Annotated in this window: 21 protein-coding genes; 17 read left to right on the top strand and 4 right to left on the bottom strand. The window is 41.3% G+C overall.

Annotation, left to right across the window (positions count from 1 at the left end):
* Window positions 1-304: 304 nt before the first annotated feature.
* The 3 genes from trhO to yxiS all read left to right on the top strand — a co-directional run bounded on the left by trhO (window position 305) and on the right by yxiS (window position 2,573).
* Window positions 305-1,270, top strand: a complete 966-nt coding sequence (gene trhO, locus L3V42_RS14595; RefSeq protein ID WP_235763724.1) for an oxygen-dependent tRNA uridine(34) hydroxylase TrhO — start codon at window positions 305-307, stop codon at window positions 1,268-1,270.
* 268 nt (window positions 1,271-1,538) lie between these two features.
* On the top strand, window positions 1,539-1,736 hold the full coding sequence (locus L3V42_RS14600; RefSeq protein WP_235763725.1) for a cold shock domain-containing protein: 198 nt from the start codon (window positions 1,539-1,541) through the stop codon (window positions 1,734-1,736).
* Window positions 1,737-2,258: 522 nt separating this feature from the next.
* A complete protein-coding gene (yxiS, locus tag L3V42_RS14605) occupies window positions 2,259-2,573 on the top strand; it encodes a protein YxiS (RefSeq protein ID WP_235763726.1) in 315 nt (104 codons plus the stop codon).
* 59 nt (window positions 2,574-2,632) lie between these two features.
* Here the strand turns inward: yxiS and L3V42_RS14610 are convergent, their stop codons facing one another.
* Window positions 2,633-3,508, bottom strand: a complete 876-nt coding sequence (locus tag L3V42_RS14610) for an NAD(P)-dependent oxidoreductase (protein WP_235763727.1) — start codon at window positions 3,506-3,508, stop codon at window positions 2,633-2,635.
* Between the two features lie 120 nt (window positions 3,509-3,628).
* On the opposite strand from L3V42_RS14610, the gene L3V42_RS14615 reads away from it, so the two are divergent.
* On the top strand, window positions 3,629-4,345 hold the full coding sequence (locus L3V42_RS14615; protein WP_238472302.1) for a TraR/DksA C4-type zinc finger protein: 717 nt from the start codon (window positions 3,629-3,631) through the stop codon (window positions 4,343-4,345).
* Window positions 4,346-4,408: 63 nt separating this feature from the next.
* Here L3V42_RS14615 and L3V42_RS14620 read toward each other — a convergent pair whose 3' ends face one another.
* Window positions 4,409-5,794 (bottom strand): S1C family serine protease, encoded by a 1,386-nt coding sequence (locus L3V42_RS14620; protein WP_238472303.1) that lies wholly within the window; start codon window positions 5,792-5,794, stop codon window positions 4,409-4,411.
* 351 nt (window positions 5,795-6,145) lie between these two features.
* On the opposite strand from L3V42_RS14620, the gene L3V42_RS14625 reads away from it, so the two are divergent.
* The 4 genes from L3V42_RS14625 (at window position 6,146) to L3V42_RS14640 (ending at window position 10,924) form a co-directional block, all read left to right on the top strand.
* Window positions 6,146-6,832: a response regulator transcription factor gene (locus L3V42_RS14625; protein ID WP_238472304.1), complete on the top strand. Its 687-nt coding sequence runs from the start codon at window positions 6,146-6,148 to the stop codon at window positions 6,830-6,832.
* A gap of 3 nt (window positions 6,833-6,835) precedes the next feature.
* A complete protein-coding gene (locus tag L3V42_RS14630) occupies window positions 6,836-8,194 on the top strand; it encodes a sensor histidine kinase (protein WP_235763731.1) in 1,359 nt (452 codons plus the stop codon).
* A 523-nt stretch (window positions 8,195-8,717) separates the two neighbouring features.
* On the top strand, window positions 8,718-10,532 hold the full coding sequence (gene typA / locus L3V42_RS14635; protein WP_238472305.1) for a translational GTPase TypA: 1,815 nt from the start codon (window positions 8,718-8,720) through the stop codon (window positions 10,530-10,532).
* A 212-nt stretch (window positions 10,533-10,744) separates the two neighbouring features.
* A complete protein-coding gene (locus L3V42_RS14640; RefSeq protein WP_238472306.1) occupies window positions 10,745-10,924 on the top strand; it encodes a PTS sugar transporter subunit IIA in 180 nt (59 codons plus the stop codon).
* Here L3V42_RS14640 and L3V42_RS14645 read toward each other — a convergent pair.
* Window positions 10,921-11,106 carry a hypothetical protein gene (locus tag L3V42_RS14645; RefSeq protein ID WP_235763734.1) on the bottom strand — a complete coding sequence of 62 codons (186 nt, stop codon included), beginning with the start codon at window positions 11,104-11,106 and terminating at the stop codon, window positions 10,921-10,923. The genes L3V42_RS14640 and L3V42_RS14645 overlap by 4 nt on opposite strands.
* A 225-nt stretch (window positions 11,107-11,331) precedes the next feature.
* On the opposite strand from L3V42_RS14645, the gene L3V42_RS14650 reads away from it, so the two are divergent.
* From L3V42_RS14650 to L3V42_RS14660, 3 genes are all read left to right on the top strand, one after another.
* Entirely contained in the window at window positions 11,332-12,501 is a 1,170-nt protein-coding gene (locus L3V42_RS14650) for a CapA family protein (protein ID WP_238472307.1), read from the top strand.
* A gap of 122 nt (window positions 12,502-12,623) precedes the next feature.
* Complete coding sequence (locus L3V42_RS14655; RefSeq protein WP_238472308.1) at window positions 12,624-13,436, top strand: DUF368 domain-containing protein; 813 nt, start codon at window positions 12,624-12,626, stop codon at window positions 13,434-13,436.
* Window positions 13,437-13,607: 171 nt separating this feature from the next.
* Entirely contained in the window at window positions 13,608-13,928 is a 321-nt protein-coding gene (locus L3V42_RS14660) for a thioredoxin family protein (protein ID WP_235763737.1), read from the top strand.
* Window positions 13,929-13,993: 65 nt separating this feature from the next.
* On the opposite strand, the gene L3V42_RS14665 is transcribed toward L3V42_RS14660, so the two are convergent.
* Complete coding sequence (locus L3V42_RS14665; protein WP_238472309.1) at window positions 13,994-14,620, bottom strand: VOC family protein; 627 nt, start codon at window positions 14,618-14,620, stop codon at window positions 13,994-13,996.
* A gap of 102 nt (window positions 14,621-14,722) precedes the next feature.
* Between L3V42_RS14665 and L3V42_RS14670 the strand changes: the two genes are divergently transcribed.
* The 6 genes from L3V42_RS14670 (at window position 14,723) to L3V42_RS14695 (ending at window position 19,113) form a co-directional block, all read left to right on the top strand.
* Complete coding sequence (locus tag L3V42_RS14670) at window positions 14,723-15,415, top strand: response regulator transcription factor (RefSeq protein ID WP_238472310.1); 693 nt, start codon at window positions 14,723-14,725, stop codon at window positions 15,413-15,415.
* Window positions 15,412-16,782: a sensor histidine kinase gene (locus L3V42_RS14675; protein ID WP_238472311.1), complete on the top strand. Its 1,371-nt coding sequence runs from the start codon at window positions 15,412-15,414 to the stop codon at window positions 16,780-16,782. The genes L3V42_RS14670 and L3V42_RS14675 overlap by 4 nt, the downstream gene beginning before the upstream one ends.
* 124 nt (window positions 16,783-16,906) lie before the next feature.
* A complete protein-coding gene (locus L3V42_RS14680) occupies window positions 16,907-17,272 on the top strand; it encodes a PepSY domain-containing protein (RefSeq protein WP_238472312.1) in 366 nt (121 codons plus the stop codon).
* Between the two features lie 23 nt (window positions 17,273-17,295).
* Window positions 17,296-18,024 carry a PepSY domain-containing protein gene (locus L3V42_RS14685; protein ID WP_235763742.1) on the top strand — a complete coding sequence of 243 codons (729 nt, stop codon included), beginning with the start codon at window positions 17,296-17,298 and terminating at the stop codon, window positions 18,022-18,024.
* Between the two features lie 414 nt (window positions 18,025-18,438).
* Window positions 18,439-18,690 (top strand): glutaredoxin family protein, encoded by a 252-nt coding sequence (locus L3V42_RS14690; RefSeq protein ID WP_235763743.1) that lies wholly within the window; start codon window positions 18,439-18,441, stop codon window positions 18,688-18,690.
* A 78-nt stretch (window positions 18,691-18,768) separates the two neighbouring features.
* Complete coding sequence (locus L3V42_RS14695) at window positions 18,769-19,113, top strand: YppG family protein (protein ID WP_235763744.1); 345 nt, start codon at window positions 18,769-18,771, stop codon at window positions 19,111-19,113.
* The last annotated feature ends 38 nt before the right edge of the window (window positions 19,114-19,151 follow it).

Consider the following 19,151-nt stretch of genomic DNA (forward strand, 5'->3'; position numbering starts at 1 on the left):
TTAACAGAACTTTTTGAACTTATCTTGTGCTGAATATGGATAAAGCGAAATATTTCTTAGTTCGAAGTATAGCAAGCACCATAACAGCTGTCAAAAAGGTAAAGGAATTCTTGAAGATGGTATCGCCAGAACACATGAATGAACAACTGGTATTGTAAGCTTGCTGATTGGTATCAATTAGCAGTGCTGACACGCTTTTTATTTTTTCTTATTTTTGTTATACTAGACTTTATGCAAGATGATAAATAGCAAAAACACCAAACATTTGTATCTTGCAAATATAAATGATAGGTGGTAACACAAAATGGAGAAAGAAAAGTATCAGGTCTTGCTGTACTATAACTATGTACACATTGAAGACCCTGAAGCCTTCGCAGCAGAACATTTGAAGTTCTGTAAAGAAGCAGGATTGAAAGGCCGGATTTTAGTTGCTGAAGAAGGAATCAACGGAACAGTATCCGGTACAATTGAACAAACTCAACAATATATGGATATGATGCATGCAGACGAGCGTTTCAAGGACATAGTATTCAAAATTGATGAGCATGAGGGGCATGCGTTTAAGAAAATGCATGTGCGTCCACGTAAAGAACTCGTGACATTACGTCTTGAGGATGATATTGATCCGCTTGAGCTTACTGGGAAATATTTAGAGCCAAAAGATTTCCGTGCGGCGATGGAACGTGATGACGTGGTCATTTTGGATGCTCGTAATGATTATGAATATGATCTCGGTCATTTTCGTGGTGCCATTCGTCCAGACATCGAAACGTTCCGTGAACTCCCGGACTGGGTCCGCGAGAACCGCGACATGTTTGAAGGAAAGAAAATTTTGACGTATTGTACAGGCGGGATCCGTTGTGAGAAATTCTCAGGCTGGCTCGTTCGTGAAGGCTTTGAAGATGTCGCTCAGCTTCATGGCGGAATTGCTGTATACGGGAAAGACCCGGAAGTACAAGGTGACCTTTGGGACGGGAAAATGTATGTATTTGATGAACGAATATCTGTTCCAGTCAATCAAAGAGAACATGTCATCGTCGGAAAAGATTACTTTGACGGCGAGCCGTGCGAACGCTACGTCAATTGTGCGAATCCGGAATGTAACAGACAAATGCTCACTTCAGAAGAGAATGAACATAAGTATCTTCGGGGCTGCTCCCATGAGTGCCGCGTCACTCCGCGCAACCTTTATGTGAAAGAGCAGAACCTGTCTGAAGAAGAAGTCGCAGAACGCCTGCAGGCACTTGAAGAAGAAAAACAGCATGCTTAATAAAAAGGAGAACTTCCTGATGGGTGGAAGTTCTCCTTTTTATGCCCAATGGTAACAAAATCCATAATTAAATACAAAAAAATCTGAAATGTTAACGGATTCTTTTGGGAATTGTAATAAAAAATACTTGCATTTTTCCGTGCTACCATGTAAAGTAGAATGTGCAAATGGAAATTGATTAGCAATACTTTACGATCTCTTTTTCAAGTGGTGTAAAAGTATTACAGATTCAATTACTTTGCACGATATCGAAAAGGAGGTCATTTAAATGACTGGTAAAGTAAAATGGTTTAATGCAGAAAAAGGTTTCGGTTTCATCGAGCGTGAAGATGGCGATGATGTATTCGTACACTTCTCAGCTATCCAAGCGGAAGGCTTCAAGACGCTAGAAGAAGGTCAAGAAGTTGAGTTCGAAATCGTTGAAGGCGATCGTGGCCCACAAGCGGCTAACGTAACTCGTTTATAATTCAAATACAAAAGCTTACTTCCATTGGAGGTAAGCTTTTTTAATAGGAAACTGAATGAATTTCATCATTACCAAAGTCGGCTATTCCATCACCATATGTAGTTGGGAACGAACCAACTCAACTACATTGGTGATGGTGATGCATTAATTACGTATTATAAAATTCATTAAACTATAAAATTAAAAATGTTGTGGATAACTAAAATTACTAACACTGGTCACGTCCGGCGCAAGCGCCCAGCAACTATCAAACTTCACCCTCCTCCAATCGATAAAGAAGACTCGGCCGTTCGGTCTATGTGAGGCTTAGTCGCACTTATACCCTTGTGGTGAAAGTCAACATCAACTCACTGTCGTCGCCTGAGTTTCTTTTATCTCCCTTCCGGTAAAAAGGAGGTTCGATTAAGTTCGCCCCTTCCTGGGGCAACATCGAGCTACCTCCCATCCTGGGATGCACAGTTTGTACGTTGTTAAACGGGCGCTCGCGCCTTTGTTTCATATCTTGAAAAGTAGGTGAATGAAATGGATGCTAAAGATGCAAAAGCAAAAGAAATTGAAAAACGTGTTATTGAAAATTACCAAAATGATGAGCGAATGATGATCCTTATTTTCGCTCAGTGGTGCGTGAATAATAAGTTGGATGCGAAGGAATTATATAAAAAGGCGTATCCGAATCAGCTGAATAACACGATTCTGGATGAAGTGATTGAGGAGACCGTTCCAAAAAATGAAGCAGACGAAATCCCGACTGCAACGGTTCTTCAAGTCCTTCAACTATTTGGCAATGATGATTTAGCATTTGTTGTTCAAGAGGAAGTGGAAAAGCTGGATGATTGATACAATCGCAAAAAACGGGTGAATCCAGCACTCGGCTGACTCACCCGCTCGATACATGTTCATTCAAATAACTTGATTAAGGCCTGGGTGCCGCTATCTTCTTCCCCTTTTTCCGCAAGTTCTTTGTACAGCTCAAGGGAAAGCTTAAGACCTGGTGTGGATAACCCCATTTCTTCTGCGGCTTCAAGCGCAATCGTCATATCTTTAATAAAGTGTTTCACATAAAAACCTGGTGCGAAATCACCCTTTAACATACGCGGTCCAAGTTGGGACAGGGAGAAGCTTGCTGCTGCCCCGGTACTAATACTATCAAGGACACGCCCAGGATTAAGTCCAGCTTTTTTCGAGTAAACGAGTGCTTCAGCTACACCAATCATATTCGTCGCAATTGTAATTTGGTTGGCAAGCTTCGTATGCTGGCCTGCTCCAGCCTCCCCTTGGTGAATAATATTCTCACCCATCATCTGGAAAATTGGCAGTACGTTGTTGAACGCCGCTTTGTCTCCACCGACCATAATTGCTAATTTTGCGTTTTTTGCCCCGATATCACCGCCTGAAACAGGGGCATCAAGCGCATGGATGTTCCGTTTCTTTGCTTCTTCATCAATTTTTATTGCAAGCGACGGCTTTGATGTTGTCATATCCACGACATATGAATGTTCACGTGCATTTTCTATGATGCCATTTTCACCAAAATAAATCTCTTCAACGTCACTTGGATAACCGACCATCGTAATGATTAGATCAACGGTTTCTGCAAGTTCTTTCACCGTGTCAACCCAAGTTGCCCCTTCTGTAAGTAACGCTTCTGCTTTATGCTTCGTTCGTGTGTAGACGGATACATTATAGCCGGCTTTTAAGACATGTGACGCCATGCTCTTCCCCATAACGCCAGTTCCGATAAAACCAATATTTTTAAGTGGTCTCTGAGTCATTTACATTTTCCCCTTTCCATCATTTGGACAGTTGCTGACCCGAATCATTCTGGTCATTTTACATAAAGTATATGTAGCTCATTATAGCAAAAAAGCGAGTAATTTTGTGGAATTTACTAAATGGATGGTAATTTTCCGAAAAAAATGAGAAAGATGGGAGCTTTGCTTATGCTGACCGACAAACAACTTTCGCGAATGTTTGATGTCTTACATGAACGAGAACATGAATTAATTCATCAATTGAAAGATCAGTTGGGCTTGAAATATGAATTTTCCCAAGAGGTAAGCGGGGAATTGTCTAATTATGATAATCATCCAGGCGACCAAGGAACCGAATTATTTGAGCGCAGTAAGGATCTTGCCTTAAATGAACATGCGGAAAAAGAGCTGGAGGATATTAATAAAGCATTTCATGCGATGGAAGAGGGGACGTACGGAATTTGTGCCGTTTGTGGAGCGGATATACCGTATGAACGGCTGGAGGCTGTTCCTACCGCCGACAGATGTATGGAGCATGCGGGTGAGCAAACATTTACCCGGGAACGTCCAGTTGAAGAAGAAGTGATGTCCAGCACGATACGTTCTGAAGAAACAGCAAGAGATGTTGATAATACTGCTTACGATAGAGAGGACGCCTGGCAGGAAGTGAGCAGGTATGGTTCCTCGGATGGTCCATCTGATTTATATGGTGAACAGGATAGTTATAATGAGATGTATCCGAATAGTGATGAAAATACATCAGGACCTGAAGATATTGAAAGCTATGTTTCAGCAGCAGAGGACGGGCAGTATGACGACCATGCATTGGATCATTACAGAAATCAGAAGTCGGAGTGAGATTTCAATCCTATAATGCCTAAAAAAAGTCCGCCTCTAGTCGAGGCGGTCTTTGACACGAAGTTAAGCTGCATGATCATCAAGCTGCTCTAACACAAGTTCGGTTGTTTCTACTTTACCATCGCGGATATATTCAATTTTTATTGCTTCCCCTACAGCGGTATCGGAATATAAATATTTCCGAAGTTCAAGAATCGAAGTCACTGGCTCATCATTGATCTTCGTAATGACATCGTATTGTTCTAAGCCTGCTTCGTCAGCGGGAGAGCGAGGCTCGACATTAGCGATGACCATTCCGCCTTCAATATCGTCTGGAAGCTCGATTTGATTGCGGTACTCTGGTGGGACTTGATATAAGGCGGCCGTACTGATTCCAATAAGAGGGCGGGTGACGCCTCCTTCCGTTTCCAGTTGTTCTATTATCGGTAAAGCAGTATCAGTAGGAATGGCGAAACCAATTCCTTCAACGGCACTTTGAGCAATCTTCATTGAATTAATTCCAATTACTTCACCATCTGTATTGACTAAAGCACCGCCACTGTTACCCGGGTTGATAGCTGCATCGGTTTGCAATACTTCTGTTACCCAATCTGGTTGTCCGTCGCTATTTGTGTCTACTGGCACGGAGCGATTTAAGCCGCTAATAATCCCTTTCGTTACCGTGTTCGCAAATTCAAGCCCGAGCGGGTTTCCGATTGCAAGCACTGTCTCACCAATAGCAAGGTTTTCTGACGTTCCGAAAGTTGCAACGGTATCAATCAGCTCACCATCTACTTCAAGTACAGCGAGGTCCATCAAGGTATCTTCACCAAGTACAGTTGCTGGCACACGCTCTTCGTCGTTAAGCACGATTTCTACATTTTCCGCTCCATCAACGACATGCTGGTTCGTTACAACATATGCTTTTCCATCTTCTTTTTTATAAATGATGCCTGAACCGGTGCCGGCTTCCTCACTACCTGCCCAGATATTCCGTTGTTGTAAATTGACGACTCCAACTACTGCTTCAGAGACTTCTTGGATGCTTGTTGAGCTTGTTGCGTCCTCCGAAGAAAAAGTATCGATAATGGCTGGTGTCTCACTACTTTGATTTTGCGTGACTGGGCTTGTTTCTGTGATTCCATCAAGCGGTATGATATTCGTGACAAAAAGCACAGCTACAACAGCTGCGGCGACCACACCACCAACAATTCCGCCGACGAGTGCGCTCCACCCGCTCCATTTTTTAGTCGTTTTACCACTGTTTTTTGCTAAGGGCATCTGCTCTTGAGATGGTTGTTCCTCCTGAACGTTCCCGTGTGGCGAGTGATAAGTAAGATCGCTTATTTCTTCACTAGTATTCTCACTCAGCGCTCTATTTTCTTGCACGTCCTCATTCTCCGGTACAGTATTAGAGTGCTGTTCATCACTTTCCTGTGAATGATTTGATCTTTTGTCTTCATAATCCATCAAAATCACCCTTTCTATTAAGTATTCTATCAATTATCATGGTTATAAGTAAAAGAAAAAATAGAGGAGCTGCTGCAAATGTAAACTGTCAGCAGCTGCTCTAGTTAGGAAGACTGCAAATAGGGATGACTTTGCTTTGCTTCCAAATATATCAAATAAAAGGGGAAGTTCTAAGGAGTAGATGGTGTCAACCACTTCCTTACATTTCTTATTATACCCATTAGAAAAGGGAAAGGTTAGGCGTAATTGTGGAAAAACTGTGGGAGATGTTTTTTTGCAGCTTTTTAGTATAATAATTATACTTTCTATGTGAAAATGGAGATAGCAAAACGAATGAAAAGGTGACGAAAAATGAGTTACACAATTGGTGTAGTAGAAGATGATAAAAATATCCAAAATATTGTTCGTGCTTACCTTGAGAAAGAAGGCTATGATGTCATCATCATGTCAACTGGAGAAGAGGGCTGGGAAGTATGGCAAACGAATCCGCCTGATATGTGGATCCTTGACATTATGCTTCCAGGAATGGATGGTTATGAATTTTGTAAACGAATCCGGATGGAAAGTGAAGTGCCAATCATCATTATCTCTGCAAAAGATGATGAAATCGATAAGATTCTTGGCCTTGAGCTGGGCGGGGATGATTATCTCACGAAACCGTTTAGTCCACGGGAGCTCGTTGCTCGTGTGAAGCGGCTATTTAAACGAACGAGTTTTGGAAGACAAACGAAACAACAGAACCTAGAGCGAATGAAGGTTGGAGAACTATTGATTTATCTTGATGAGCGCCGGATATTCTGGTCTGGTGACGAATTTGAAGTGACGACGAAAGAGTATGATATGTTGCTTTTGTTTGCGCAAAATCCGAATCGGGCATTTTCGAGAGAAGAACTGCTCTTAAACATTTGGGGCAATGATTACTTCGGAAGTGACCGGGCGGTGGATGATCTTGTGAAACGAATACGAAAAAAAATACCGGATATCCCGCTTGAAACTGTTTGGGGATTCGGTTACCGCTTGCGAAAAGATGAGGAATAGGCGATGAGATTACGATCACAATTAACATTAGCATTTACCGGGCTGCTCATTGTCGTCTTAACGGTGACCGGTTACCTGATCTATTCCTTAATATTAGACATCCTTGTCCAAGATGAGCGGAGACAGCTTGAAGAAACAGGAGAACTCCTAGCCGGGTTCCTAACGGAGCAATACGGAACGACGCAGGATATGCAGGAGTTTAATCAGTTTTTAAATGAACAAGAGCTTCAATTATTTCTTTATGACCGGAATCTTGATACCGTACTATTCTCCACGATGCCAAACTCAGTCGTGGCCGGATTTTTCCAAGAAAATAATTTCGCCAATACAAAAGAAACGATGTGGCAGCTTGGTAATGATCGCTTTGTCACATCCCGCATCCTCTTTAGTCCGGATGCACTCGGGTTAGAATTGATTTTACTCACGCCGATGACCGATTTACATGCAATACAGCAAAACTTCTTCACTCGGTTGTTTCTCATCTTTCTGATTGGTGCACTGCTGGCAATTTGGTTGAGTTATTATTTAACAAATAAACTGGTAACCCCGCTTACCCTTCTCCAGCGGCAATTGAAGAAGATTGAGAAGCGCCAGTTTGATGATGTCGAGCGAATTAAAGCAACAGGAGAGATTAAAGAAGTAGAACAAAGCGTGTTCGAAATGGCGAACGAACTGCAGCGGTATATGAGTTCCCAGCAAGTGTTTTTCCAAAATGCGAGCCATGAACTGAAGACACCGCTTATGACGATTCAAGGTTATGCGGAAGGGATTAAGGATGGCGTGTTTCAAGGGGAAGAAAGAGATAAGGGTCTTGAACTGATGGTTGATGAAGTAAATCGCTTAAAAATTATCATTAACGAGATGATTCTTTTGGCGAAGCTCGATACAGAGAAGACGTATGAGCCTATCACCTTATCCGGCAATGCATTAATCAATGGAGTAATGGACCGACTGCTCCCCATGTTGAATGAAAATGATGTCGAAGTGAAGCAGCAAGTAGAAGAAAATATCCTGATTTATGCGGATGAAGAGAAAATGCTGCGAGCTCTATCCAATATTGTTGTTAATGCGATTCGCCACGCAGAGAGCCAGATCGAAATTCATGCGTACACGGCGCATAAAAAGTTAGTGATCACGGTGGAGGATGACGGGGAGGGAGTCGCGGAAGATCTTATCCCGCATATATTTCACCGTTTCATTAAAGGGAAAAGTGGCGAGAGCGGCCTTGGCCTAGCTATCGCCCGGGCAATTATCGAACAATCAGACGGGAAAATATCCGTCGACCGTTCCGCGGCATTAGGAGGAGCGAAATTTACAATTACGCTACCTTTCGTCAAAGGTAAAAGAGAGAAACATGGCTAAGGAATACACAAAACCTCGGGTAAAAAGACCGGGGTTTTTGCATTTTGTATGTGTGACACAGTAATGTGACTCGTGTTAAGCTTGTGCGAACAAATATCAGAAAGGATGTGGAAAATGGAAAAATGTCTTCTATTCCACCAAAGAAGCTATTGATTGTTGAATCGTTAAGTAAGCGGGAAAAGTTTAATCGGAGAGAAACATCCACGCACTACAACCTCCAAAAGGGCTACGAATCGGAAAGGCATTGACACCGATGATCAAAAACCTCATACGAAGTAATTTATTCATGCAGGTCAATGATCAAGCTTATCTGTGACCTGTAGTTACGAATCTCTCTTGGTAAGTCACTGAAGACAATATCAAAGCCCTATTGTCAAACCGTCGACAAATCTAGGTCACTGATCAGAGAACTTGCCCTAACTTCCCTCCAAAATGCGCCATAATTCCGATAAATATACGCCCAGCCGATATTATGCTATAATAAGGGCTTGATTCATCCCTTAAAAAAGAGGAGCGGACGTTTATGCAAAGAAAAGATATACGTAATATTGCGATTATTGCCCACGTTGATCACGGGAAAACGACTCTTGTTGATCAGCTGTTAAAATACTCTGGAACATTCCGGGAAAATGAGCAGGTCGATGATCGCGCAATGGACTCAGGTGATATTGAACGAGAACGTGGTATTACGATTTTAGCGAAGAACACTGCTGTTAAATATCAGGATACAACGATAAATATTCTCGACACACCAGGTCACGCGGACTTCGGTGGTGAAGTGGAGCGGATTATGAAGATGGTGGACGGAGTTGCACTTGTTGTCGATGCCTATGAAGGTACGATGCCTCAGACACGTTTCGTACTTAAAAAAGCGCTCGAACAAAAACTGCGCCCGATGGTTGTTGTAAACAAAGTGGACAGACCGAACGCTAGACCAGAAGAGGTAATCGATGAAGTACTCGACTTGTTCATTGAGCTTGGAGCAGATGATGACCAACTTGAATTTCCTGTCGTCTATGCATCAGCTTTAAATGGTACATCAGGTCTTAAACCGGAAGAACAAGAAGAAACGATGGACCCGATATTCGAAACGATTATGAAACATATCCCTGCCCCTGTTGATAGCTCCGATGAGCCACTACAATTCCAAGTGACATTGCTTGATTACAATGATTATGTCGGAAGAATTGGAGTCGGGCGGGTAGCAAGAGGTAAAATTCATGTCGGCCAGCAAGTCGTTCTGATGAAACAGGACGGAACGAATAAGTCATATCGCATTACGAAGCTGTTCGGTTTCCTTGGCTTAAAACGGATTGAAATTGAAGAAGCAAGTGCCGGTGAAATTGTAGCTGTTTCTGGATTAGAAGATATTAATATTGGTGAAACGGTCTGTCCAAAAGATCATCCGGAAGCTCTGCCATGGTTACGGATTGATGAACCGACACTGCAAATGACATTTCGTGTGAATAATAGCCCGTTTGCTGGTAAAGAAGGAAAGTATATTACTGCTAGAAAGATTGAAGAACGGCTTATGAAGGAACTGGAAACAGATGTAAGTTTACGGATAGATCCGACTGATACTCCGGACGCTTGGGTTGTTTCTGGACGCGGGGAGCTACATCTGTCCATTCTGATTGAAAACATGCGAAGAGAAGGTTTTGAACTCCAATTATCGAAACCAGAAGTAATCATTAAAGAAATTGATGGTGTTGAGTGTGAGCCGATGGAACGTGTTCAGATTGATGTTCCGGAATCTTACACTGGAGCGGTGATGGAGTCCCTTGGAGAGCGTAAAGGTGAAATGCTTGATATGGTGAACTATGGAGACGGTCAAGTTCGTATTGAATTTAAAGTGCCTTCCCGTGGTCTCCTCGGATATACGACTGAATTCATGTCCCAGACGAGCGGTTATGGAATTTTGAATCATACATTTGAAGCCTTTGAGCCAGTCGTTAAAGGCAATGTTGGCGGAAGACGTGAAGGTGTACTTGTTGCACTGGAAAACGGTAAAGTTTCCACTTACAGTATTTTACATTTAGAAGATCGTGGAACGATTTTTGCTGAGCCCGGGCAAGAAGTGTATGCTGGTATGATTATCGGCGAGCATAATCGAGATAATGATTTAACCGTAAATATTACAAAAGAAAAACATTTGACGAATATGCGTGCATCGGTAAAAGATCAGACAACAAATATTCGGAAGGCGAGAAAGATGTCCTTAGAGGAGGCATTGCAATACTTGAACGATGATGAATATTGCGAAGTTACACCAGAATCCATCCGCCTGCGGAAAAAAATCTTAAACAAATCAGAAAGAGAAAAAGCGGCGAAAAAATAAAGTAGGAGCACTGCATCTTCTTAAAATATAGCGAATTATGAAAGGTACGTTCTAGAGACTGGATGAAGTTGTTCTTCATATGGTCTCTTTTTTTTCGTGCGTTTCGTCTAGCTGGAATGAAGGTAAGGTTAGGTAGTGTATCATCTTTAACATCATGGGCGTTTAATCTATTTCGTTGTACGAATTGCGCAAAAGGAGGAATAAAACTTGCTATGGAAGAAAAAGTGTACGCACCGTTGACGGAAAGACTTGTTCAACTAGGGGATGTACTCGGTCCGACATTTTCTGAAAAAATAATGGGATCGCAATTGTTCCGGCAGAAGGAATGGTACGGGAAAAATGAACGTAAAAAGCTGGGCATCCCTTTTGGAGGACATGCCCAGCATAATTAACGTTCTTTCGGTTTATTCTTTCTATCATTCGGGATGTATTTTGTGAAATAAGCGGCGCATATCAGTAAGATGATAGAAACTCCCCATGCTGCAATACCGCTCCAGTATAGGTCGAGCATGTTGCCAACAATAATGATGATACCACTTAATCCGATTAGAATTCCAGATAAATAACGTTTCACCACGATTCCCCCATTACTTAATCCCATTGTTAAAAAATCCGCCCGTACATGATTCCATCTATCTGCTCTTATTATACTATAACCAACTCCATCCAGCTTATCATTATGAATCTAAAGTTTTTTTCATATTTCCTTATAGCGTACTATTGAGCATTTCGCCCGTAAACAGTAAAATAATAGATGTCCAGATAGATGCTGGATAGAATATGATTGGAGAAGATCGTTTTGAGAATAAAAGATTGTATGATAGCAGGGCTTTTTATGTGTCTGTTCAGTCTGCTCGCCGCTTGCAATATGACCGTGAAAGTCACGAGTTCCGGGCAAGAGCTAACAGGTATGGAGCGCCTTGTGACGTTAAAAGAAACAATTCCGGATGTGATTATAGAAGAGATTACGATATCTTCCATTGGAGATGTATTATTGCATGAACCGGTATATGTGGATGCTTGGACAGGGAGTAAATTTAATTTTTCCCCGATGCTTGAAAAAGTGAAGCCTTTTTTAAGCGAAGCAACGATTACAACAGCAAATCAAGAATCGATGATTGGCGGAGCGGAACTTGGCTTGTCAACGTACCCGGCATTTAATAGTCCCAAAGAAGCCGGTGATGCATTGAAAGATGCTGGTGTTGATGTTGTCATGCTTGCCAATAATCATACACTAGACCGCGGGGAAGCTGCAATTGAACAAGCGATCAGCCATTGGGATCGTTTAGACATGATGTATGTTGGTTCCTATAAGAATGAAGCAGATCGGGAAAAAGTGCGTGTTGTTGAAACCGATGAAGGAATCTCTGCTGCTTTTCTCAATTATACGTACGGAACGAATGGAATCCCAGTACCAGAAGGGAAGCCGTATTTGGTCAATTTAATCGATAAGAAACAGATGAAAGAAGATATTGCCGAGGCAAAACGAAAAGCGGATCTAATTGTGTTGAATCTCCATTTTGGAAATGAGTATGAACGGATGCCGAACGAAGAACAGAAAGATCTCGTGCAATTTGCCGCAGACCAAGGGGTGCATGCCGTCATCGGTCACCATCCCCACGTTTTGCAGCCGGCCGCTTGGGTAGAAGGGGAGGACGGCTCTGAAACGCTTGTCATCTATAGTCTTGGCAATTTCTTATCGAACCAGCAGGAACTTTATCAACGAATTGGTGGGGTGTTTACGTTTACTGTAACGAAAACAACGGAGGGAGAGAAAGAAAGTGTTGAAATCCATTCCCCGACCCTTTTACCTACTTATGTCACCTTCCACCCGGACTGGGAGGATTATCAAGTTGTACCGATGTATACATTAACAAATAAAGAATTGAAAGATGCGGCTCAACATTATGCGGAAATAAAAGAGCATATGTCTAAGTGGCTCCCGGAACTCCGGTACATAGAAGAATAGAATAAGTGTGATTTCACTAAAGGAGTTCACACTTTTTTACTATTTTAAGATAGGCATAACAGGCCTTTTTTGGTATGATGTAAAATAGACTTAAATTTACATACATTAAGGAGATTCATCGCATGGAATGGAAAAATATATATCGGGGCATCTTGATGGGGGCTACGGAAGTAATCCCGGGGATTAGTAGTGGTACCATTGCCCTTTTACTTGGAATTTATGAACGATTGATTGAAGCAATTAACGGTTTCTTCAGCAAGGATTGGAGGAAGCATCTGGGTTTTCTCATCCCGCTGGGAATTGGGATGGTAGCAGCTGTCTTTGCCTTCGCGAAAGTGATTGAATGGTTGTTTAACCATCATCCGATGCCGACATTATTTTTCTTCCTTGGACTGATCCTTGGTGTCTTACCCTATTTACTTTATAAAGCAGATGCAAAGAATTCATTTCGATTAAAACACGTTGGCATGATGCTGCTTGGCGTTATCATTATAGCAACATTAGGACTCCTCAGTGTCGGCGAAGGAGTGATTATTACAAATATTACTCCTAAGACGTATGCTTTTCTGTTTTTATCAGGGATGATTGGGAGCTCAGCGATGATTCTCCCCGGTATTAGTGGTTCCTTCATGCTTCTGGTGCTTGGTGTATACCCGACCGTCATTGCTGCTGTCAGTAACTTGCATTTTGACATTATTATTGTCACAGGACTTGGTATAGCAATCGGCTTTATTATTATGAGCAGAGTCGTCGGTTATTTTTTAAGAAATCATTTCACCATTACATTTGCCGCTGCGATTGGACTTGTTGGCGGCTCCGTCTTCGTCGTTTTTCCGGGAATACCACAAACGGTTGGCATGTTTTTCGTAAGTGTCCTTACATTTTTTGCTGGACTCTTAACAGCGTATATCCTTGGACGAATAGAGTATAAATAGTTACAATATAGTAAAGTGAAACTTCATTGCTAGTTGAACAGAATCAGGGATTTACGGATTGTATATCCACCACCAATACATTTTGATCTTCCCTCATGTTTAGCAGTGGGGGTATTACAGACCGTTCATGCGTGGGAAAATAATTTAAAGAGGGTATAAAGGAGAATTCAGATGGAGTTAATTGAAACACAAGCAAGATTCGATGAAATTATTCAGAGTGCAGATCCGGTTATTATTAAGTTTTTTGCTGGCTGGTGCCCGGACTGCAGACGTTTTGATATGTTTTCAGGTCAGGTGATGGAAGCGTTCAGCAATTACAGCTGGTATGAAGTGAATATTGATGAAATTGAAGGAATTGCCCAGAAGTATGAAGTAATGGGGATTCCAAGCGTACTCATTTTCCAAAATGGAGAAAAGCTTGCGCACCAGCATAGTGCTTACACGAAGACACCGGAAGAAGTAACCGAATTTCTAGAGCAACAGTTAGGCTAAATTAGAACATACAAGAAGCTAGCGATCAACTCTCCTGTTGATTACTAGCTTCTTTTTTTACTTCATCACTCACTTAATTTAAAATCGAGCTGGTCGTTCGTAAATCGTAACTTCCCATTTTCCAGCTGGACGGTATAGTCTTTTTCGGTCAGTTGGAAAACATCTTTGTAGATGGCCGAGTCGCCAGGAATTGTAATTTCACCTAAGTTGGCCGGATTAATTTTTGCCGCATCATCGGGCTTATTTGCTACACTGCCCCATTCAATCAGGAAAGGCAGATTAGCTGACTTCTCTGGAAAAAGCATTCTCCAGGAAAGTGTAGAACCATCGAGCCTTTTTCGCATGCCTGGATATGGCCCGCCATATGGGATGTTTTTTTCTTCAAAATTGTTCAGATACTTGTCCAAATGCTCGGTACGTAATGCAAAAGTGAGGGGTCCTCTCTTTCCCTGGTCAAGAAACTCGACTGCTTTTTTTACAAGCGGAAGATTGCTTTTCCTAGCAAGTGCTTCATCAAAAACACCGAGCCATTCAATGTAACTATCGTTCTGGAAATAGGAGAGAAAGTTATACGTTCCCCATTTCTCATGTCTCCCTCCTTCGATTGCAATTACATTGTGTTGTTCTACAAACTGCTGGGCATCCTTCTCCGGATCCTCCGACACGACTACAAGATGGTCAATTGCTAGCATGCTCTTCCTCCTTTGTTAAAATGGAGATTTCTTCTTATCGTCATCATAAACATTTGTGCGTATAATAGAAAGTGATTAATCTTAAAACTGGCGGGTGTGAACATGGAAAAACCTAAAATTTTAATTATTGAAGATGAACAGAAATTGAGTCGAGTGCTCCAACTCGAGCTTGAATATGAAAATTATGAAACCGGTGTAGCGGATAATGGGAAAGATGCACTTCAGCTGATAGAAGATGAAGACTGGGATCTTGTCCTGTTAGATATTATGATACCCGAATTAAGCGGTCTTGAAGTATTGCGCCGAGTACGCCGCTTTGATGAGGAGACAGCGATTGTTCTCCTTACTGCGCGGGATGAAATTCATGATAAGGTGAGCGGACTTGATCTTGGAGCGGATGATTATATTACGAAGCCTTTCCAGATTGAGGAGTTATTAGCACGGATTCGTGTTCTATTAAGACGTCCGAAAGCGAAGAGAGAAAATAGTGATGAGCTTTCTGTTGGAGATCTGAAAGTAAATCCAAGTGCCCGTGAAGTAACACGGGGCGAAGTGCAAATTGAACTTACCCCAAGAGAATTTGATCTGCTCGTCTGTTTATTGCAAAATAAAAATATTGTCCTCACAAGGGAGCAGTTGATCAATCAAGTATGGGGGTTCGACTATTTCGGAGATACGAATGTAGTTGACGTCTATATCCGTTATTTGCGGCAAAAGGTGGATAAAGGCTTTGATGTCGCCTTTATTCAAACCGTACGCGGTATCGGTTATACAATAAAGGATCTTGAGCAATGAAATTAAGAACGAAAATACGGCTGTTTTCCAGTATTCTTATTCTAAGTATGCTAATCCTCGTCAATACATTCGTTTATTTTCTCTTTTACAAAAATGCAACGGATAGTCAGCTAGTCGAACTTTCCTTGCAGACAGATAATCTGATTGAACAACTTGCGAGCGCGACAGCCGCAGAAGAGACCAGTGAAGTGATCAATGCTTTTCTTCCGGCAAATGGAATGGTGAAGGTTTTCTCTAGTGATGAGCGGGCGCTTGAGTTTAAGCTGAAAGGAGAAGCTTACAGGACGCTTGAAGGTGCTTTCCAGACTGCAGAGTCCCAGGAAATCATCCGGCCGGAGCGCGGCGTTCATGTTGCGGTTGTGACTAAGCCAATCATTTGGCATGACGGCAGTGTAGTGACGCTTCAGATGTCTGACCATTTAGTTGCTTTAACCGATACATTACGGATTTTGTTTTACGTCCTCATCATTGTATCGCTCATTATTCTCATTCCGACAATTATTGGAAGTAATATCTTGAACCGCTTGCTCTTGAATCCAATTGAAGAACTGACACGAACGATGAAAACGAACATTAAAGAGCGGAAATGGAAGAAGATCGACCATTCCAATCGTTCCAAGGACGAGCTCTATGAAATGGAAGTTACCTTCAACGAAATGATTGACCAGCTAAGGGATAACTATGAAAGACAGGAAGACTTTGTCTCGAACGCCTCCCATGAATTGAAGACACCGATACAAATTGTGAAGAGTTATGCTCAGTTGCTTGAAAGAAGGGGGAAGGATAATCCTGAATTGCTGGAGGAATCGATTGCAGCGATTGATTCAGAGGCCGACCGGATGAAAAGACTTGTGGAGCAGCTCCTCTCTTTAGCGAAGAATAAAGAGAATGTTGTTCATGAACCAATCGAGCTTGTCCAATTAGTGGACCATTCCATTACGACATTCAAGCAGGCCTATAATAGGGAGATTGAATTTCATAAAAATATCGAAAAACTGAATGTCTTAGGAAATGCTGGACAGCTTGAGCAAATCATTTATATTTTAATTGAAAATGCATTGAAATACAGTGAAGATAAAATTGCGGTAAGTTTGTTCACTTATAATGGTGATGTTATTTATTCTGTGAAAGATTATGGAAGTGGAATATCTCCAGAAGATCAGGAACGGATATTTGAGCGGTTTTACCGGGTCGATAAAGCAAGAAGCAGAGAGACAGGCGGCAGCGGGCTTGGTTTATCCATTGCCAAGGAAATTGCTGAAAGTCATCACGGAAAATTAACGGTTGAAAGCGCGGCTGGTGAAGGGTCTATGTTTACACTGGTACTTCCGGCTATGAAAAAAGCGGATAGGGAAAATGAAAAATAAACATGTTTCGAATGATCTTTTCCAGTATTAATCTCTTTCTCATCAATTTCTAATCTTCCTCACATTCTCCTATCATTCGTAGTAGCTATGATAAGGGTAGAAATTAAATGAGGAGGAATTAATAATGAATAAGAAAACAGGTTTAGGAATTGGGTTATTGGCTATTTGCTTGGTTATTGGTTTTACTGCTTATCAGTCGAATGCTGCACCGACAGAGCCGATTGTGGCGGCGAGTGAAACGAAGGAAGAAACAGTGGAAAAACAGGATCGATTTGATGGTGTGCTATCCATTGAAGAAGCGAAACAAATTGCATTAACAGAATTCGAAGGTAAAGTAACGGAAATTGAACTTGACGAAGATGACGGCAGATTAATGTATGAAGTCGAATTAAAGAATGAAACACATGAAGCAGAAATAGAACTTGATGCAAGGACAGGCGATATTATCGAGTTGGATATCGAAGAAGACGATGATCGCTGGGATGATTAATTAGGAAGCTAGAGGGGGTCATGATGAATAAAAAAATGATGATGGCAATTGGTGCCATGGCAATCGCTGCTGTGTTAGGTCTCATCTTCAGTCAGAATTTATCCGTTTCTGCAGGGCCTGATTTAACGAAAGCCGAGGTGGAGGATAAAGTGAAAGCTCAATATCCTGGTGAGATCACCGAACTCGAGTTAGATAATCAAGGGAAAAATCCTGTTTATGAAGTGGAAGTTGTTATGGAAGAAAAAGAATATGAGTTACAAATTGACGGGAACTCAGGAAAAGTATTAAAGCTTGAGGAAAAACGTGCCACGAAAACAGCTAAAAAAAATGAGCGGGAAACGGATAAACAAAAAGAGAAAGCTGACAAAGAAGACTCAACTGCCACTAAAGAAAAAAAAGAATCAGATCTAGAAATGAACGAAAAGGCAAATGAAGAAAAAGATGATTCCGAACGTAAAACGGTAATTGCACCAAAACAGGAAGAAACAAAGCAAGAGGAAAAACAAGAGCAAGCAACGAAAGAATCTAACAATAAATCCAATGAGCGAAAATCAACAATCAGTAAAAATAAAGCGATTGACATTGCGCAGAAGCAATTTTCTGGTACGATTGATAGCATTGAATTAGATCGAGATGATGGCCGGTTAATCTATGAAATAGAAATGGAAAGTTCGCGGGGCGAGGCCGAGATTGAAATTGATGCTTATACGGGAGAGGTGCTCGTTGTGGATATTGATTTGGAAGACGATTAAATTTAAAAGCACGGTGCAGTAACTTGCGTACCGTGTTTTTTTGTTTACCATTTTATCTGAAATTATTTACAATATGAATGAATTTCATAATTACCAAAGTCGGCTTTTCCATCACCATATGTAGTTGCCAACTCAACTACATATGGTGATGGTGATACATTAAATACGTATTATGAAATTCATTAATATATAAGCATCGACAGTCTTTTATCTTTTCAAAAATTGTTTGAATAAGTTCTTCAGGTAAATATAACCCACCCTTCTATTTAAACAGGTAAGGCATTGTGTATTAATCTGCAAAATTCTATGTTTCGACAAAAATCTACATATTGTCGAAAAACGTTTTAATTATCATCAATCGGGTATCCAAGAGAGAGGGAAAGAAAATAGAAGGAGCTTTTGGAGGAATTTTAGATGGACAACCATGATGTAATCATTTATGTGAGCGATAATAACCATTATTGCACACAGGTCATCGATCTCGTAAAAAAATATGATGTTACGTACAAGATAAAAAATGTAACACAAGATAGAGATTATATGAAAGAAATGCAAGATATTGGAATATACGGCACACCAGCAATGTTTGTAAAAGGGGAGAAGCATTCCATATTGGGTTATCAAAAGGAACGGATTCGCCATGCGCTCTCTAAAGTAGAACATTAAATCGATTCGAATAACAAAAACCTTTTTGATTGCATAATTTATAGTATGACTCAATGTTTGTATAGAGAGGTGTTCCAAATGGACAATAGAGCAAGGAATCCACACTTTTTTGCCAATCGAAAGCCGCCATCATTCACCCACACCCAAGCATACCAAACACCAAACTATCCGAATTTACACCTAACACCTTATGAACGTTATGCTAAACCTCCGCAACCGCTGGATCTGATGAGTCCGAACCAAGAAGCTTATGAGAATCCGCAGGGACAGACACAGGCAGGTTTACTTCGTGCTTTTACCGATGCAAATGGACAAGTGGACTTCGATAAAACGATGACAACGATTAATCAGCTAGCGAGCACATACCATCAAGTGTCCCCGATTGTTAGGCAGGTTAGTGCCTTGATAAAAATGTTTAGATAAGCTTACGTCGGATAATTGGTGAACGATAAGCAGATAAT

It is taken from the genome of Oceanobacillus alkalisoli, assembly GCF_022213125.1.
GTDB lineage: Bacteria > Bacillota > Bacilli > Bacillales > Amphibacillaceae > Oceanobacillus > Oceanobacillus alkalisoli.

Bases quoted from the DNA above. Each gene is read 5' to 3' on its own strand.
- L3V42_RS14615 (WP_238472302.1), top strand. From the start codon at position 3,629: ATGGATGGTAATTTTCCGAAAAAAATGAGAAAGATGGGAGCTTTGCTT.
- L3V42_RS14665 (WP_238472309.1), bottom strand. From the start codon at position 14,620: ATGCTAGCAATTGACCATCTTGTAGTCGTGTCGGAGGATCCGGAGAAG.
- L3V42_RS14675 (WP_238472311.1), top strand. From the start codon at position 15,412: ATGAAATTAAGAACGAAAATACGGCTGTTTTCCAGTATTCTTATTCTA.
- L3V42_RS14680 (WP_238472312.1), top strand. From the start codon at position 16,907: ATGAATAAGAAAACAGGTTTAGGAATTGGGTTATTGGCTATTTGCTTG.
- L3V42_RS14695 (WP_235763744.1), top strand. From the start codon at position 18,769: ATGGACAATAGAGCAAGGAATCCACACTTTTTTGCCAATCGAAAGCCG.
- L3V42_RS14625 (WP_238472304.1), top strand. From the start codon at position 6,146: ATGAGTTACACAATTGGTGTAGTAGAAGATGATAAAAATATCCAAAAT.
- L3V42_RS14630 (WP_235763731.1), top strand. From the start codon at position 6,836: ATGAGATTACGATCACAATTAACATTAGCATTTACCGGGCTGCTCATT.
- typA (WP_238472305.1), top strand. From the start codon at position 8,718: ATGCAAAGAAAAGATATACGTAATATTGCGATTATTGCCCACGTTGAT.
- L3V42_RS14690 (WP_235763743.1), top strand. From the start codon at position 18,439: ATGGACAACCATGATGTAATCATTTATGTGAGCGATAATAACCATTAT.
- L3V42_RS14670 (WP_238472310.1), top strand. From the start codon at position 14,723: ATGGAAAAACCTAAAATTTTAATTATTGAAGATGAACAGAAATTGAGT.
- yxiS (WP_235763726.1), top strand. From the start codon at position 2,259: ATGGATGCTAAAGATGCAAAAGCAAAAGAAATTGAAAAACGTGTTATT.
- L3V42_RS14640 (WP_238472306.1), top strand. From the start codon at position 10,745: ATGGAAGAAAAAGTGTACGCACCGTTGACGGAAAGACTTGTTCAACTA.
- trhO (WP_235763724.1), top strand. From the start codon at position 305: ATGGAGAAAGAAAAGTATCAGGTCTTGCTGTACTATAACTATGTACAC.
- L3V42_RS14610 (WP_235763727.1), bottom strand. From the start codon at position 3,508: ATGACTCAGAGACCACTTAAAAATATTGGTTTTATCGGAACTGGCGTT.
- L3V42_RS14655 (WP_238472308.1), top strand. From the start codon at position 12,624: ATGGAATGGAAAAATATATATCGGGGCATCTTGATGGGGGCTACGGAA.
- L3V42_RS14660 (WP_235763737.1), top strand. From the start codon at position 13,608: ATGGAGTTAATTGAAACACAAGCAAGATTCGATGAAATTATTCAGAGT.
- L3V42_RS14685 (WP_235763742.1), top strand. From the start codon at position 17,296: ATGAATAAAAAAATGATGATGGCAATTGGTGCCATGGCAATCGCTGCT.
- L3V42_RS14600 (WP_235763725.1), top strand. From the start codon at position 1,539: ATGACTGGTAAAGTAAAATGGTTTAATGCAGAAAAAGGTTTCGGTTTC.
- L3V42_RS14620 (WP_238472303.1), bottom strand. From the start codon at position 5,794: ATGGATTATGAAGACAAAAGATCAAATCATTCACAGGAAAGTGATGAA.